The following is a 15,983-nucleotide window of genomic DNA, read 5'->3' on the forward strand; positions in this document are numbered from 1 at the left end:
TTGATTATTTACATCCTTTTCAGTTGCTAAATCGCACCATTCATTTGACGTTTAAAAGCGTATGGAGAAATATTAATGAATCCTTTAGTTCCACAAACTGCGGGCTTAATGGCAGTACAAGAAGGCATTAAAGCCGTTAGTAATATGGTGAGTGAAATTGCGCACTATAAACGTGCTGTTGCTGAATTAGAATTTCAACGCAAACAAATGCATGAGCAGTCAAAGATCATACGTGCAGAGATTGAGCTCAATCATAAGACAGAAATCAAACGTATTGATGCATTATCTAGCGCATTCAAAACTTGCTTAAAACACAATAAGCAATTGATTGCCTTGCAAAAACAACAGCAAGATCATGCCCAAGAGCAATGCATAATGATCTTAAATTTGATTGCACAGGAACAAGATCCAACGAACAAAACGACATTGATGTCACTGTGGCAACAGATACTTAAACAAATTGAGTTAAACCGTGAAGAAACCTCACGTTTAAATCAAACACTCATGGATGCCTATCATCAATTTGGTATTGATCTATCTAGTCCACAATTAGATCTAAAAGATGTTCGTTGAACAAAGGGGAAATGAAATGCTACCCATACTCGCAGGTGTTGCTATCGGAGCGGCCGTTCTTTATTTACTTGATGCCGAAACCAAATCACAGCATGATCGCTGGGAACGTAAACGTAGCCAAGTACGTCGTGAAACTGCACAACAACGTGAAAAAATTCAAGCCGCGTTAAAAAGTACAGCAGAATATCAGGAATATAAAAAATATATTGAAATGCACCATGCGTCTAAACAAACTGCAGATCAAGCATTTGAATTATATGCAAGTACAAAAAAAGTGCTGAATGGTTTATATACTCAACTAAAATGCTCAGGAGAGACCATTGGCCAACTCAAACAACAGCGTGAAGAAGCTTCGGGGGCTGAAAAAAAGCAAATTCAACAGATGCTTAGGCAGCAACGTGACATCCATGCCCAAATAAAAACAGCAATCGACGCATATAAAGCTGAGAGTGAGAGCTTTTTAAAAGATCTACGTAGCTTAAATGAAGCTACTGCTCAACTTAAACAGCATATACGTTTACATACTGGAAAACCTGGACGTGAATGGTATGCTCGACTTGAACAGCGCCGTTTAGGCGCTTAGTTCTTTTACTGTAAAGTTTGCTGTCATTTACTTAAGCAAATGTTTGAATCGGTCTCTTAGACTCTGTTGCATTTTTTGCTCATCACCAAGTGATGCAAGAATATCATTTTGTCGATCTTCTGGTTTCACACCATGAGCCAAGGCATTACGAAGATAAGTAAGTTTTCTAAAAGAATCTTTGTTTTTTAGTTTATTTTGGGCATCTTTACGAATAGAAAAATCGTTTTCATCTTGTTTTTGTTCGTAAAGATATTGAGAAATCATCCCTTCCATAGCGTAAATTACTGCTCGCAAATAATCACGACGTGAAAAATACTCTTGTGCCAACTGCTGTTCACGTAAACCACGGTTAGCGGCTTTAAACCAAGTTAAACGCTTCATTAATTGCGTCTTGAATAAATTAAATATAGGGGTATTGATCTGTTCAAGTTTGGCAAATAGAGTAGATAACTTTTCTTTTGCTTTACTGCTATTGGAAGTTCTTTCGTAGAAAGCAGCTTGCTTAAGCTGCTCGACATCCGAAAGAGTTAGCCCCTCTTTGATTAATAGTTCAGAAAATTCACCATAATCGCCATCTTTGTCAAATTTACCTAAAGCATCAATCCAATCTAATAAGTTCAACAATCCATCTAGCTTGAGTACAGGTGTGCCTTCTGCTGATGTCATATCCAGAGCGCCATAGTAAATATGCTGTACATGAACAAACTTAAGGACTTTTAAAAACCGAGCTGCAACCAAAGACAGCATTGGAAGATGCCGGAAGCCGTGAGTAACGTCCAGTATAATGTCTTCATGTTCGGACAGCGCATTCGCTAAAACAGATAAAATCTCAATCTGCTCCTGCGTAGTTCTTGCAAAAGGAATTAAGATACATCTTACTTGTACATTTAACTGCTGCTGTAAATACTGTTCGAAAGGCTGCAGCAATTCTTCAGTCACTGACGATGTTTTTACGGCATCACTTAAAGAAAACCATTGTTCTTCAAGTGCGTCACTGCCTGCCTCTAAGAATACATCCCACATGCTGCTTGACGTTCCAAGCAGAATGACTTTGTCTGCTTCAAGTTTTTTCTGCAGTGCTAGACCAATATATTTCTGATGGGCATAGACGTCACCATCATCAAAAATATAATCGGTATCCCGATAGCCGCTATTATGTTGACCTTTTCCTAAAAAACTCACCAATGTAACCATTAGCAAACCTGCTCTATTTTATACTGCCCCAAGCCATGTGTGGCATTTTTGCCTAAATGAATCGTTTGACCAAACTCCAACAAAGGTAGCCATGGGTCGAGATAACCAGATAATTCATAAGTTCCAACAAGCCCTTGCAGCTGAATCTGCTGCTTTTGTCTGTTCGAAAATCTGATGATTTGATTCTTATTCAGTTCAATCGCTTGACCTTGCATTTGATCCAATGCAGGCTTCAACTGTTCAAACTCAATCGGCATCACTTCCCCATGCTGTCTGCAGTAATTTTGGATACGCTGATACAGGCGCAATAAAACTTGCTGTGGATGCAGCTTAGATGCCTCTAAAATATACTCACCGTTGTGCTTGAGCCTGACCGGACTTTCAAAAGTCAAACGCAGCCTTTTGGCTGGTATTGACTGAACAGGATTAAATTCTGAAATATGAGCAGGGAAAAACTTATTGATTAAAGGATCATATAAGGTCGCATCGCCTTGGCTAATCTTGACCAATGTACACATAATCCGTTGATGAGTTAGTCCTCGCTCTAAAGCTTTTTGCCAAGCAAACATCACGATGGGTAAATCATCAATTGCCTTTCCTACCAATGTCATCGAAAAAGACCAGTGCTGTCCTTTTTCAATTTTTTGATTACTTAAATGTGCAACCTGCAATGCATACGGATTTTGAGCTTGACCGTATTGAGAAATGTCATCAAACAGTTTCTCAGTTTCAAAAATACGAATGTAACTACAATTATGTTTTAGCGGACATAGATTACAGTCAGGCATACGTGTAATACAGGCGATCTTCCTTAAAGAATGCCCAAATGCACCTCTAAGCATTGAACCAGAAAAAGCAGGAAGAAGAATATCCTCTTCCTGCTTAACATGTATTTGAAATTGAAGTGCTTTTAAACTCACAATGCAGGCACCATTTTTAGAAGCTCTTTCGGTTTGTTGGCTTTTGGATCAACCCCCAATTGTTTAAAAATAGCTTTTGCCTCTTCACGCAGTGCGGCTTTATCTTCAGCTGACCATGCTTGTGCTACAATAATTAACTCACGCAATTCATTATATAAAGCACTGCCAGCACCTTTTGAAGTTTTATCCTGCTCGGTTTTTAACTTCAGTTCAAAAATCAACTGTTGTTCTTCCGTCATTTGAGCTTTTTTGGCTTCTATAGCTTCTTTCGCAGATTGCTCCTGCTGCTGCTTTTCGAGCTTGGCTTGCTCTGCTTGTGCTTGCTGTGCTCGCTGCTCCTCTAGCTGCTGCTGGGCGTCATGTTTTTCTTGCTTCAGCTGCACTGCTTGTTCCTGAAAAACTTTAGAACTGCGTTTGACAGCAAGTTGATCTAAAAGCTCTGCGGTTTTAGGCAAATGAACACCTTGCTGCTGCACAAGCACCCAACCGAATGGCAGTAAGCCATGCTTTTGTTTAACATCAATTTCAGCTGCTAAACGGACTTCCGTGGTTTCAGAACGCTCCTCATTGGGCTGATCTTTGGGTGTAAGAATTTTGATACGCTTCAAACCATCCAGCGTTTTATCTTGTGCACCACTAAATTTACCTAAACGCAAAACAAAAATTTTGTTTGCTTTCAGCATCGTTTCCCATTCAGATTCAATCAGATGATTAATTGCTGCTACATAGTTCGAATCCAAATAATCAGCCTGCTGACTTAACTGTTCTAACTCAAGTTTCAGTTTAGGTAAATAATATGCATTACAAACTTTTGCCACTTCAGCAAAAGAAGTTGGAATAGCTGTATTTTGCTTGTGGTCAAATGCTTCAACAAACCGCAGATCCGAAGTGAACGCCTGAAAACGATATGGAGAAATAACTTCCATATAGGTTGAAACGCCTTCAGCCGGTTCATAATTTGCTTTAGGTTTACGTTTACGACTCACGGAAAACATAATTTCTGTCGGCAAGTAGCTATGCTGATATTCAGCATCACTGACTTTAAAAAACTTCATCGGGTCTTCATTGACACGGCTGTAACTTAAAACCTTTTCCTGAACTTTTTTACTGCCTTGACGATCACTCGCTAAACGTTTTAATTCAGCAATATCATGCTGAGCAAGATCATTCACGATCGCCGTGCGTATTGCCCCTTTTAATGCACTTCCTGGAATCACAGGTACATGCTTATGAGGATGAATAAAGGTCCGTGAAATTTGCAAACGATTAACAACCCGTTTATTGCCAGTTTCACGTTGTGCAATCTGTCCAATACGGCTTTTATAGAAAGTTAAAAAACCTTGTGAAACCGGCAAACTGTAAAATGCTAGTTTGGATAAATCCTTAGAATATTCTCGAATCAGTCTTTGGATTGACAGAATCATGTCATCGCCACGCTGACTTTCCAAAGCATTGCTTAACTTACTCAAATTGCCTTTTAAGGCATAAGATAATGCTAACTCATCAAAATGATGCAGCCAACCGTCATCTGTAATCACATAATTTGTTGGATAAAAATCATCCCCGCTGCCTAATTGCACAGGGCTTAAGGTTGTGATTTGAACAGCTTTAGATTCGATAAAATTCATCTGTCAGCTCCTTGCTCGATTTGAACACTTAGGACTGGGGCATAACCTTGATGTACAGTTTGCTGAATCGTTTTTGAAATACCTGTCACACCTCGTCCAATAAACAGCTTTGAGCTCATCGACTGTGGTGTGAATACACTGCCCGTTTCAGCCATCAATACGGGATTTTTAAAAGGACTTCCCATATAGACTGCTTCTGCACCATGCCGTCCAAATTTCACTGTAGTAGTATAATAGCAGTCTCTAGGCTTCCATTGCCCGCCTTGCGGTAAACACGGTCCTAAAGTCAAATAAGCATTATGTTCCGACTTAGTTGTAAAATCACATGCATCTATTGAAAGCAGCGTGAATTTACCTAAGCCTGAAGAAGCTTCTTTACCATAACCGAAGGCACCTATCTGTTCAAAAACAGCGGTGAATTCCTGAATTGAAAAACGTGACTCATCCAAAACGATGTAGCAATCAAAAACAGCCTTTGGATGAAACCATATCTGCTTTCTCTGGTAAGGTGAGAATCCTTCTTCAGCATCACCCGTTGAACCTGTGATTCGACTAAGGCTATTATGCGTACGCGTATTTTCAACCTGCCATTCATATTGTGAATGGTGATTTTCATCTGTTAGATCAAAGTCTGAAGTCGCATATTGCCCCCATGTTTGACAGGATGCTTTAAGCAATTCCTCTTCAAATTTTATCCACTTGCGTTTCTTAATCTGCTTACGTTTTGAAGCATCACTTAAATCAAAACCTAAAATTTCCAAAGGCAAATGCGGACGAGGCAATTTATTTTCTGGAATCGGCTGACCAACGACTAAAAATGGCTGATCTTCAGTGTAGCCTGTCAGTAATTCGTTCAACTTAGTTTCACCAAACTGATGACGAATTGCCCAGCACACATGACCGAACAGCGTATCTGCAGCCAATGCTGTCACAAATGCACTATCAGGGCGTATCTTTACCCTATAAAGCTGATAACTCATGGATAGCCCCAACTTATGCAAATGCATTTAACTGATCAAAAGTCTGCTGAATATCCTGATTATTCTGTTTTAATCCTATAAATTTAATTTTGCCGTAACCACGGGAACCACTGCCACCAATACCATCAAGTTCTAACAGTTTTAGCCCTGATAAGACAGTCTTCAACAGCTGTTCTGTATCATCATTTTCAAGCTGACGAATAGTGACTTTAAAGTTAAATTGTGCACCAGATGGTACCCGCTCACTTTGACGTGGATGCTCTGCAACACCTTTAATACGGTCAATCACGTTTTCACTCTTCGCCTCGGTGAAGCTTTGGGCATTTATCAAACGCTCATTAATCCAGTTTTCCGTCAAATGTGCATCCCATACACTGATACGCGTAGGTCCAAGTTCTTCGGCTAAATCGGCAGCATTCGCATCACCTGAGATACCAAAAACTTGTGCGATTAATTTTGCTTGTGCATATTTTTCTTCTTGGTTTTTCAGCTTAGCCAAGGTGTTTTTATCTACTGGTTTGCCATTTGATACACTCACGGTTCCAGCTTTCCATTCAAGCATTGCACGCATTTTGCCTTTTAAACTCGAACCGGGAATATAAGGTTGATTATTAAATGGATGTTTCAATACTGGGTTATCAATACCACCAATATGCAGTTCTTCTGAACCTGCACCAATATGTAAACCAGTTACTAATTCTAAAGTCGCTTCTAAAGTAATAATGTTATTTAATTGCATGATAAATCTCTAAAAATTAAATTATTTTGGTCCATAAACTTTATAAAAGCCCATAAATGCTTCAAAAAACAGCTTGCAGTTTCTCAAGGTAGATCGATCACTGACTTGGGCAATACACTCACGCATTAAATCTACATATTCCTGAGTGACATGGTCACGGCCTTTAGCATAAGTCACTTTGGCAATCAGCATTTTGATCAAAGGAATACTTTCTTTAAACTGCTGATCATTCATTTGGCGTGAACGAGATTCCCAATTTAAAATTTCATCATAAAAACCGCGAAGCTGAGTACTACGGTTTTTTCTCTGCTGCCCAGCATCTGCAATACGCTGAGCATAGTGCTCAGCAACATCAGAAAATAATGTATCACTCGGCTCTTTTAAATTAATTGCCATTTTCTAATTCCCCTTATTTATGCTGATTTTCGATAACGGTAAAGATGTGTTGTGACGGCTACACGGTAACGGCCTTTAAATTTTTCTAAGTTTTTGGCAAATATCACTGCCAGATCAGAACTACTTTTTCTTAATGCATCTTTATTGCCCTTATAAGCAGGCAGTGATTCTAAGTGCCGGTAAATCTTGTAATATAGCTGTGAACGCCAAAGTGTCATCTCTGGCTGCAAATGTTCTTGCTCAGCCATATCACACCATGTCAGTAAAGCATATAAAAAGGCTGTACTTAACCCATATTGTGTCTGTATGTCTTTAAGATCGTGACATGCTTGAACGACTTGTTCAAAATCACTCCACTTCATGACTTGCTCTAGGCAATACACATTGTTCTTAGATGCTTCGCCTTGCGGATCTAGCGCATTTTTTGCAAGTTCTAATGCTGATTCAGTACGCTCGGCTAACTGATTCACAGGTGCACCAGGCTTAGTCAGCAACACTCCTGCAGAAAAATGTAATTTTTCATTGTTGGCACAATATTCATGAAATTTATTTCGCATTTCTGCAGCCAAACAAATAATTTCATACCAAGGACCAATCAGAAAAAAGTCATCACCACCTGCAAATACCGTATAGCTATTACGGTATTTCTCCTTGCATAGAGCTGGCAAATACACTGCAAAAAACGCATTCACCTGACGTGAAAGCAAGGCACTTTTGGTAAAACTAGGACGTTTTTGACCTTGCTGAAATATGGTACCTAAATTATCAATATCTCCTTTCAGCACTGCTAAAGCAGCAATGCCCTGCCATTTAGAATTTTCATTCAGCTGTTTATTATCATAGGCTAAGTGATTGAAGTTCTTTAAAACACCAGTTTCGATATTCCTTTCTGATTCAGGATAACGGCTCAAATCCAAAGCATCTGGAATGCTATTAAATACAGGCACGTAGCTATTAATATGACGCTTTGCATAACCATGCCAAGCGTGATCCTCCATATTTTGAGCTAAGCTGAAATCATAAAAACGTTGAATCTTATGCTCTTGAATACTTGGTCCAAATTTACCTGAAATCTCTTCATCTTCAGTAAATCGGATGCTGTATCCAAATAAACTGACTTTTAATGATTTATCACTTTGATCAATGGACTCTTTTGAAATAATCAAACGTTGAAGTGCAGGTTTTGCTAAAGCTTCTCCCACAATGACATGATCACGAGATAGATCACTTACTGCCACCGAATTTCTAAATTGCATTGTAGCAGGAGCAAAACCGCTGAGCTCACAAACACCTAAACGATTGTCAAAAGAATCAAGATAGCCTTCGAACACAGTTGGACGTAAATCAGATCCACATAGATCGAAATTGGAAAGTTTTTTGCGTTCAAGCACAGCGAACAGTTTTTTCATCACCTGTTGGAAGTTATTATCAGTATCCTGAAGCTTAAACTGTTCTTCATCTACAGCTGTCCAAGCTAATCCTAGCGAAGATAAACCATAGGTATATTTTAAGAACCATTCATTCAATTCAGTCTGAATTTTTTCTAGGGCCAAAATATTTTGCGCTGTATTTCCAGCGACAATCAGAAATTTCCCAGCCGCATTCTGAACAATACTTGAACTGTTTAATCCAAGATTTTCGACAATCTTTAACGCGGCACATTCAACCATTAAAGATACGTAAAATGAACGTCCACGCAAAAGCTTAGCTGCATGCTTAGCCGTGTCTCCACCGCTAGCAAAAATAAAGTTTTGAATACCGAAGAAATCACCTTGTATCAATAAATAAGGTGTATCTATATCTGGTGCTTGTTTCTTCGCCATCAAAAGTGCTGAGCTTACTTTTGCTAGATCATACGCCGATGACTCAGAAATAAAGTCGTTCGAAACCACTGCAGGCATTGCTTGTGCATAAATTTGCCATAAGCTATCAAAATGATCCAACCACATATTTAGATTCTTTTGATGGCTTATTGGGATTTTTTTCAAATCATGGATAAATTTATCCCACAGCACCGTATAAGTCTGACCAAGTGAGTTTTCAGATGGAAATAATGATATTGGGCTTAAAGTATTTAAAGGCTGTTTATATTGCAATTCACTTGTTTGTTTATCTTGCTGAATCTGTTCCAACAAACTAAATAAACGTCTATTCTGAGCGTCCTTTAAAGAAACCCCTTTCTGATGGTTATCAAAAAACTGTTTTTTTGATTGATCATTTAGACCCAAAGCTATAGCAACACTCTGTGCCAGCATGTTCTGTTCAGAAAGAGACGACAATTCCTGAATAATAGAATCTTTATATTTCTTAAATGTATTAGGTAAAAAAACCTCAAGTTTGCTGTAAAGCTGATTGAGTTCTTCACACGTTGATAAATTTTCCTGAAATGCAATAATTTCAGCTCTTTGGGCAAAACTGACAACTTGTAAAAAATAACTGCTCCACGTTGCCAGAGCTTGCTCGATTTGCTGTTCAGCAACCGACATTATAATTCCCCTTCTTAATAACTATTTTTTAAAAATTACCAATAATTTCGATGTTTGAATCATGCAGCTCAAGTGCATATTTACCTTGTAAGGCTAGCTTTTGTTCTTTACTTAATCCTTTTGTGCCACGTAATCGTGCAATATTTTTAATCTCGATTTTATTAGCTAAGTCTAAACCAAACGTTTTCTTAAATGCTTTTAAAACTGAAGTTTTTCGCTCATCAAAGAATGTACGTTCCATTCCAAACTGCAAAGTTTCTTCCACTTTATCATTTCCCATAAAGCCTTTTAATGGCTTATAAAAACTGAGATAATCTGCTGCCAATTTAATCATTTGTGGATAAATAACTTTATTTGCAGAAGATGCAACAATTCCTTTTTCAGGTGCAACAATATCATCTGCTCTATTTAATTTATTTTTTACAAACCAATAATAGAAAGCAAATTCGCGAGATGACAATTCACACTCTTTTTGACCAATAATTACTTTTTGCTGCTTTACATCTAAAATGAGTTTAATTGGTTGTGATGCCATGTTGATTGCATTCACCACATCACTGAAGTTAGCTTTTTTGATCAGACTTTCTTCAGGTAATGAGGTACGTAAACGTACAAAAGGAATCTGCGCCAACCACACTTGAGCATCTTTAGAAAGACCAATGGTTTTATTTTCTCGATCAATAATGAAATCGTTTTCATTTTTTGATGGATAGTAGAAATTAATTCCTTTTTCAAATTTTTCATCAACCAACACATGTGACATACGGTCTTGCGCACGTCCATATAGGGACAACGCATAACCTGCATAAAACCCCATAGTTTTACGACCACCTGCAATTGAAACATGCAAACTCACTTTTTCATCAGAACTAAAATAGCGAATTTTTTCACAAATTAAATTTGCTGCAAATTCATTTTCCTCAGGCGTTCTTAAGTCTTCAAGCTCATTACCTTCTTGATCGGTAAAACAGTGCAGAAAATTCTCCTCTAATCTCAGATTAGCAATTTGAGCATATTCGTTTTTCATTCGAGTAAGAATCTTATCCTTGCCCAAAAGTTTATTTTTTACTTCATTTAAACCATAACGTGTACTGATGATATGAACTTCATCTGGAACCCATTGTTCATTATGCTGTGGATCGCATGCTAACGCCCAAATCGTTTCTGTAATGATTTGGGGTGTTCCGCCCGTTACAAGTAATAAAATATTTTTTTTCATAATAACAAAACCCCAATTTTTTCAATTCTATTGAAATCATTCACATTTTTCTAGATGTTTTAAAACTAAAGCATATACATTTTCCAGTACATCTTCAGGATGTTGGTTGGCATCAATTAATTGATACTGCATATTGGCAAAACCTAATTGATCTTTGTACTGCAACAAAGTGTTATATGCCTGCTGTGCTTGCTGCAAACGCTCCACTTTTTCATCCAATAAACCATAATGACGTTCACGTTGCGCCAGTCGAGCCAAAGTCACCTCTAAAGGCAAGTCAAGATAAAATACCAAATCAGGTAAGGGCACCAAAAATTCTTTTTGACGAATTTGATTTAAATAGGGTACCAAACGATTCAGATCATCATGAGGCCATCGGGTCACAAAGCTTGTCAGCATGCTGCGGTCACCCAAGACCAGCGAAGCATTAAAGTCAATTTTTGATGCATGATAGTTTGCCCGAGCCGTATATAAAGAATCGAGATATACATCATCCTGACAATGGTCAGCATAAGCTTTTTCCCACCACGTATCTTTTGGCATAGCCTTGGTCGGTGCAAACATTTGGAAATCAATTCCTTCTTGTTGCAGTTTATGTTCCAAGTTCTCAAGCAAAGTCGATTTGCCTGTGCCTTTGGTGCCTTCAATTGCAATATACATTTCTATACAACTCTTGTATTAAATTCCGGCGTTTTCACGGGTTTTAAACAATGCCAACACTTCAATATCAAAGTGACGCGAGCCAATCTGTACTTCTTCTGCGACATCACCAACATGTAAATGCATGATTTTTTCCGCTAATGGTGCGTTATATGCCAAATGCTTCAGCTTTATATTTGTTTCATCAAAACCACGGATTTCCCAGATTTCTTCTTGTTCTGAATCATCGGCTAAATCGTAACGACGTAATTGCACAATACTACCGACTTCAACTTGCTGCACATTACGCATATCATCATGAATATCAATGAATTTCATGACATCTAAGCGGTCGTTCAGTGTTTTTAGTGTATGGTTTAAATTGGCTTCAAGCTGCTGCATACGATTGAATTCTGGGTTGTCATGCCAGCCATCGCCTGACAGCTCAAAAGCGACCTGACGATGATCACGTACCTGATCATATTCCTTTTCTTTTTCAGCTATTTTGCAAAGCAAATTTTCATAGCCAATTTGGGTCATTAAAATATTGTGTTCCATATCAGTCTGCATATTTGCCTCTATCATTTTGGTTTTAGTGTATTGAAAAGCGTATCGAAATTTATAAATCGTAAGCTTGTAAAAGTGCTTTTAAATCATCTAGACAAAACACCAGCTCTTCCCAAAGTTTGGCATCTGATTTTTGAATCATGCCCTTCTTTAATTGATGGCGATGTTTGATTAAGCCCTGTATATCCACATCAGGAAGGTGAAATAAGCAGACGTTTTTTAAGACCTGATGTGGTTCATGAGGGGTAAGGTCATAGCCCTGTTGTAATAACCACAAAGTCACATAACGAAACAGCTGATCATAATCATTCAGATAATTTGGCTGGCGTTGTTGCAACTGCTTTAAACTCATCAGTTCCTGCTGTTGACGTCGCTGCAAATGTTGAGTGTCAAGCGATTGAATACGATTTTTTTCAAGCATTTGATGAATAAGGTCTGTTTTAGGCAGCATATTGAGCATCCTGTAATTGCAAATGTTGTAAAAATGCGCTTAGGGCTGATGCCAAATACGCAGCAGTTGTTTTGGGTGGTTGAATATTTGGATCAATGCCAGCGTGCATGGGAATAAGACGCGTCGTGCCCTGTTCGGTTGGCGCACTGCACATCATGGTCGCAACCAACTGATGTCCTGGATTCATGATGCGATGCAGTTTGCCTTTAGGCATCACGTAATGATCACCCACGGTATTTATCTGCACGTTGTCTAAGCTCAGATGTTTTAAACCCAGATCAAGCTTGTAAGGTGCCCGCTGTGGTGTAGCGGCATGGTATTCATATTCTTGAAACTGTTGGCCAGACTGATCGTCTTTCCACATCTCACTTGTCAATGCTCCAGCTAAGATAAGTGAAGAAAAACTCCAACGATGGTCATGAATATTTTCTTCACACGTTTGACCTGCAAACCAAATATGCAGACGCAACTTATAACCATGGTCCAACAACACAACTTTTAAAAAGCCGTTACCGTGTTGATAAGAGCGTGCCGAAATTTGCGCGAGGCTGTGTTGATCTGCCAAAATGCATTGCAACAATTCGATCATTTGATGGGTTGAAAAATTTGAAGCTAACCAATCTGACAAAGTCGCATTGGCGTCTTGATGAACAGCAAAAAATTGATCGAGCTGAGATGCGTAGTGTTGTAATAAGTTTTGAGCTTTAGTATTCATCATGTGCTTCACCCTGTTCTTATCGTTGGTGAAGCTATTTAATGATGAATTTTAATTTTACTCAGATTTTACAAGCTTATGTTTTTATCCAGTTTTTATGATTAAAGCAGTTGTCCTTGAGCATTCAGCAGCTGAATACCGAAGGGACTGAGCGTACCTATCACAACGGCACGATGCAAAGCAACGGTACGATAGAATCTGACATCATCTTCAGGGTGAATCAGCTTTTCAATTTGTTTGACTAATTTTTTAAATTGTTCAGCTCTCAACGCTAAATAGAATACTGAGTAATTTATAGCAATTCCTAACGCGCATAAAACACGATGCACTTTATTCAAGCGTTTTGGATGACAAATATCATAACTGCAAATCCAATGTGATTCGTTTGCTGACATGGTATTTCCTCTTAGCCTTAGCTCTGATCAATAGTTCTTGCCCATTGCTGTGCATTCATCCTGATGTACTTTTTCCATACTTTAAAGCGCCTTTCCCATAGCGGATAAAAAATTGCGCGTCCGTCTTTATTTAATACACAAGGATATTGTTCAGAAGATGTAAAATGCGGAGGTCTTAAATGCTCTTCCAATATCAGCTGGATGACCCATTTTTCAATATCAGTACGAATACGTTCTGTTAAATCACAGGCTAGTGAATAACGACCATGCACAGGCTCATGATAGAAGCCTAACATTGGGTCAATGGCATGCGCTGTTAAAGCACGCGTACATTCAGCATAAATGAGACTATATGACAAAGATAATAAAACATTGATGGGATCTCTTGGTGGCCGGCGATTGCGGCCTTTGAACTTACACCACGCAGGTACAAGTAACGACATCGTATAAAAGATAATTTTTGCACTTGCTCCTTCCAAGCCCCGTAACTGCTCAAGACTCTGGCATGTACTTATCATTTTTATTATTGTTTTGAGCCGTTCAATCAATTGATCCTGGTTCGTCTGCTCAATTTCCCTATTTTTAAACCAATATCGGAGTAATTTATATTGCTGTAAAGCTTGCGAATATACTAGCTGTTTGGCATATCCTAATCGCCTGCCATCTTGGTCTAACACTTCAAATTGTTTAATTTTTCTATGAACAACTTTACTTGATGGCGGAATATATTGCGCATGAGACTCACAAGAACGTGGATCCAGAATAATGACAGGAATTCCGCGGCTAGCACATGCTAGTAACACATGACTGTGTAATTGTGTTTTGGCACTGATGACAATAGATGATAAATATGTAAATGCAATGGAAAGTGGCCTAGGAAGTGAAGGACTATGTACCAAGATGCGCTCACGATCCACATCAAGTCGAGTATCTCTTCGATCTATATACAAAGTTTGCATGTGCAATTACCTCTAAGCAGGCTACAATTATGTTTTAAGCTATATATAAACAGTTACTTGCTGGCAAACGTTTAGCAGCGCCCAAATAAACCGTATCCTGATGATTTGGATAGATTTGAATAAGAATAATTCTTTGAGGCTGATCATTTGGCAGTGATTGCATTTGGATGATCATTTGTTTTCTAAAGTCTGTATTTAACACGCATTCAAATACGGATTTCTGTTGATGAATCCCATATGCACTCAAAAGTCTAAACAATGTACTTCGATGTCGTGGACAACTTACGTCATACATCCCTAAGTAATTACGCATTTAATGATCTCTCTGCTACTGATATAATTTTTACGCTAGCCTGAAAAATCTTTGGATGTTCAAAATGCAAGCTTACAAAAATCCGATTGACTTAGAAAAATGCACTTTACTCACTCAAGTAATTGATTTTTATATTTATAAGAAAAAATGTGAAACATTTTGTCATACAGCAACTTTAGTGATACATACTTTGTCATATTTGAGCTTTATAAGTGTCTGCTTTACAACAAGAAAAAATGAGGTTAGAGTCTGAACAGACTTCCCTGCTGATAAGGGATTAAGACAGACGCGCTCTTAGCAATATGATGAATTACAGGTCTGAACAGACTTCCCTGCTGATAAGGGATTAAGACAGCGTTCATCTTCCTGCTCTGGTTGGAATCCAAAGTCTGAACAGACTTCCCTGCTGATAAGGGATTAAGACTCACTCGGTCGTCTTGGTCTCAGTCCGATCAAGTCTGAACAGACTTCCCTGCTGATAAGGGATTAAGACGATAAGATCTTCACCATCCTCTTTTACTTCCACAGTCTGAACAGACTTCCCTGCTGATAAGGGATTAAGACCAAAATCCACACCAGAACCAATTGTTCCTAGAAGTCTGAACAGACTTCCCTGCTGATAAGGGATTAAGACATTGAGAAAGATATAACAAGAACAGAAGGGTTGTCTGAACAGACTTCCCTGCTGATAAGGGATTAAGACTCTTGAGCTTCTTCTAAAAGCTCTCTTTCAAACGTCTGAACAGACTTCCCTGCTGATAAGGGATTAAGACAGAGAAATCAAAATGATTGATGTTAAGGATAGCGTCTGAACAGACTTCCCTGCTGATAAGGGATTAAGACCCGTTTTCTATCATGTGTTTTAGTTCACGCAAATGTCTGAACAGACTTCCCTGCTGATAAGGGATTAAGACACCTCAATTAAGAGGTATGTTTCGACATTATTTAGTCTGAACAGACTTCCCTGCTGATAAGGGATTAAGACAACTGAATTTGCAATAGTGAAAATATCAGATTTGTCTGAACAGACTTCCCTGCTGATAAGGGATTAAGACCCTCTTTTTTCAACAGATAAAGAAGACTGCTTTGTCTGAACAGACTTCCCTGCTGATAAGGGATTAAGACAATTTAAAACCCTTTAAGAATATAACGGAACCAGTCTGAACAGACTTCCCTGCTGATAAGGGATTAAGACGTTATTTGCTTACGGTATCTTTCAGCCTTAT

The 15,983-nt window shown here is 38.5% G+C and carries 17 protein-coding genes and 1 CRISPR repeat array; of the genes, 2 read left to right on the forward strand and 15 right to left on the reverse strand.

From position 1 onward, the window contains the following. Positions 1-75 precede the first annotated feature (75 nt). Both K1T76_RS12520 and K1T76_RS12525 read left to right on the forward strand, forming a co-directional pair. Positions 76-573, forward strand: a complete 498-nt coding sequence (locus K1T76_RS12520; RefSeq protein ID WP_230245513.1) for a hypothetical protein — start codon at positions 76-78, stop codon at positions 571-573. Positions 574-589: 16 nt separating this feature from the next. Then, positions 590-1,156: a hypothetical protein gene (locus K1T76_RS12525; protein WP_230245514.1), complete on the forward strand. Its 567-nt coding sequence runs from the start codon at positions 590-592 to the stop codon at positions 1,154-1,156. 27 nt (positions 1,157-1,183) lie between these two features. Here the strand turns inward: K1T76_RS12525 and csx2 are convergent, their stop codons facing one another. The 15 genes from csx2 to cas2 (K1T76_RS12600) form a co-directional block, all read right to left on the reverse strand. Beyond that, entirely contained in the window at positions 1,184-2,350 is a 1,167-nt protein-coding gene (gene csx2, locus K1T76_RS12530) for a TIGR02221 family CRISPR-associated protein (RefSeq protein ID WP_230245515.1), read from the reverse strand. Continuing rightward, a complete protein-coding gene (cas6, locus tag K1T76_RS15050; protein WP_180187077.1) occupies positions 2,350-3,270 on the reverse strand; it encodes a CRISPR system precrRNA processing endoribonuclease RAMP protein Cas6 in 921 nt (306 codons plus the stop codon). The genes csx2 and cas6 overlap by 1 nt, the downstream gene beginning before the upstream one ends. Beyond that, complete coding sequence (gene csm5, locus K1T76_RS12540) at positions 3,267-4,898, reverse strand: type III-A CRISPR-associated RAMP protein Csm5 (protein WP_230245516.1); 1,632 nt, start codon at positions 4,896-4,898, stop codon at positions 3,267-3,269. Before csm5 ends, cas6 begins: the two co-directional genes overlap by 4 nt. Next, positions 4,895-5,878 carry a type III-A CRISPR-associated RAMP protein Csm4 gene (gene csm4, locus K1T76_RS12545; protein ID WP_230245517.1) on the reverse strand — a complete coding sequence of 328 codons (984 nt, stop codon included), beginning with the start codon at positions 5,876-5,878 and terminating at the stop codon, positions 4,895-4,897. The genes csm5 and csm4 overlap by 4 nt, the downstream gene beginning before the upstream one ends. 13 nt (positions 5,879-5,891) lie before the next feature. Further along, on the reverse strand, positions 5,892-6,617 hold the full coding sequence (gene csm3, locus K1T76_RS12550) for a type III-A CRISPR-associated RAMP protein Csm3 (RefSeq protein ID WP_230245518.1): 726 nt from the start codon (positions 6,615-6,617) through the stop codon (positions 5,892-5,894). A 21-nt stretch (positions 6,618-6,638) separates the two neighbouring features. Beyond that, positions 6,639-7,013 (reverse strand): type III-A CRISPR-associated protein Csm2, encoded by a 375-nt coding sequence (csm2, locus tag K1T76_RS12555; RefSeq protein WP_004956687.1) that lies wholly within the window; start codon positions 7,011-7,013, stop codon positions 6,639-6,641. Between the two features lie 17 nt (positions 7,014-7,030). Further along, the gene (cas10, locus tag K1T76_RS12560) at positions 7,031-9,499 is read right to left on the reverse strand and encodes a type III-A CRISPR-associated protein Cas10/Csm1 (RefSeq protein ID WP_230245519.1); all 2,469 of its coding nucleotides are present in this window, start codon (positions 9,497-9,499) and stop codon (positions 7,031-7,033) included. Positions 9,500-9,527: 28 nt separating this feature from the next. Then, positions 9,528-10,718: a CRISPR-associated ring nuclease Csm6 gene (gene csm6, locus K1T76_RS12565; protein WP_230245520.1), complete on the reverse strand. Its 1,191-nt coding sequence runs from the start codon at positions 10,716-10,718 to the stop codon at positions 9,528-9,530. 36 nt (positions 10,719-10,754) lie between these two features. Beyond that, entirely contained in the window at positions 10,755-11,378 is a 624-nt protein-coding gene (locus K1T76_RS12570) for a dTMP kinase (RefSeq protein WP_230245521.1), read from the reverse strand. 18 nt (positions 11,379-11,396) lie between these two features. Continuing rightward, the gene (locus K1T76_RS12575) at positions 11,397-11,927 is read right to left on the reverse strand and encodes a GreA/GreB family elongation factor (protein ID WP_180187083.1); all 531 of its coding nucleotides are present in this window, start codon (positions 11,925-11,927) and stop codon (positions 11,397-11,399) included. A gap of 49 nt (positions 11,928-11,976) precedes the next feature. After that, the gene (locus K1T76_RS12580) at positions 11,977-12,375 is read right to left on the reverse strand and encodes a hypothetical protein (RefSeq protein ID WP_230245522.1); all 399 of its coding nucleotides are present in this window, start codon (positions 12,373-12,375) and stop codon (positions 11,977-11,979) included. After that, entirely contained in the window at positions 12,365-13,093 is a 729-nt protein-coding gene (locus K1T76_RS12585; protein ID WP_230245523.1) for a hypothetical protein, read from the reverse strand. The genes K1T76_RS12580 and K1T76_RS12585 overlap by 11 nt, the downstream gene beginning before the upstream one ends. A 98-nt stretch (positions 13,094-13,191) precedes the next feature. Then, on the reverse strand, positions 13,192-13,485 hold the full coding sequence (cas2, locus tag K1T76_RS12590; protein WP_180187086.1) for a CRISPR-associated endonuclease Cas2: 294 nt from the start codon (positions 13,483-13,485) through the stop codon (positions 13,192-13,194). Between the two features lie 17 nt (positions 13,486-13,502). Further along, complete coding sequence (gene cas1, locus K1T76_RS12595; protein ID WP_230245524.1) at positions 13,503-14,444, reverse strand: CRISPR-associated endonuclease Cas1; 942 nt, start codon at positions 14,442-14,444, stop codon at positions 13,503-13,505. 34 nt (positions 14,445-14,478) lie between these two features. Then, on the reverse strand, positions 14,479-14,757 hold the full coding sequence (gene cas2 / locus K1T76_RS12600; protein WP_326845741.1) for a CRISPR-associated endonuclease Cas2: 279 nt from the start codon (positions 14,755-14,757) through the stop codon (positions 14,479-14,481). Positions 14,758-15,004: 247 nt separating this feature from the next. Continuing rightward, positions 15,005-15,952: a CRISPR direct-repeat array (repeat unit 37 nt; unit sequence GTCTGAACAGACTTCCCTGCTGATAAGGGATTAAGAC). The last annotated feature ends 31 nt before the right edge of the window (positions 15,953-15,983 follow it).

The organism is Acinetobacter sp. PW68, assembly GCF_020982655.1.
GTDB classification, from domain to species: Bacteria; Pseudomonadota; Gammaproteobacteria; order Pseudomonadales; family Moraxellaceae; genus Acinetobacter; species Acinetobacter towneri_A.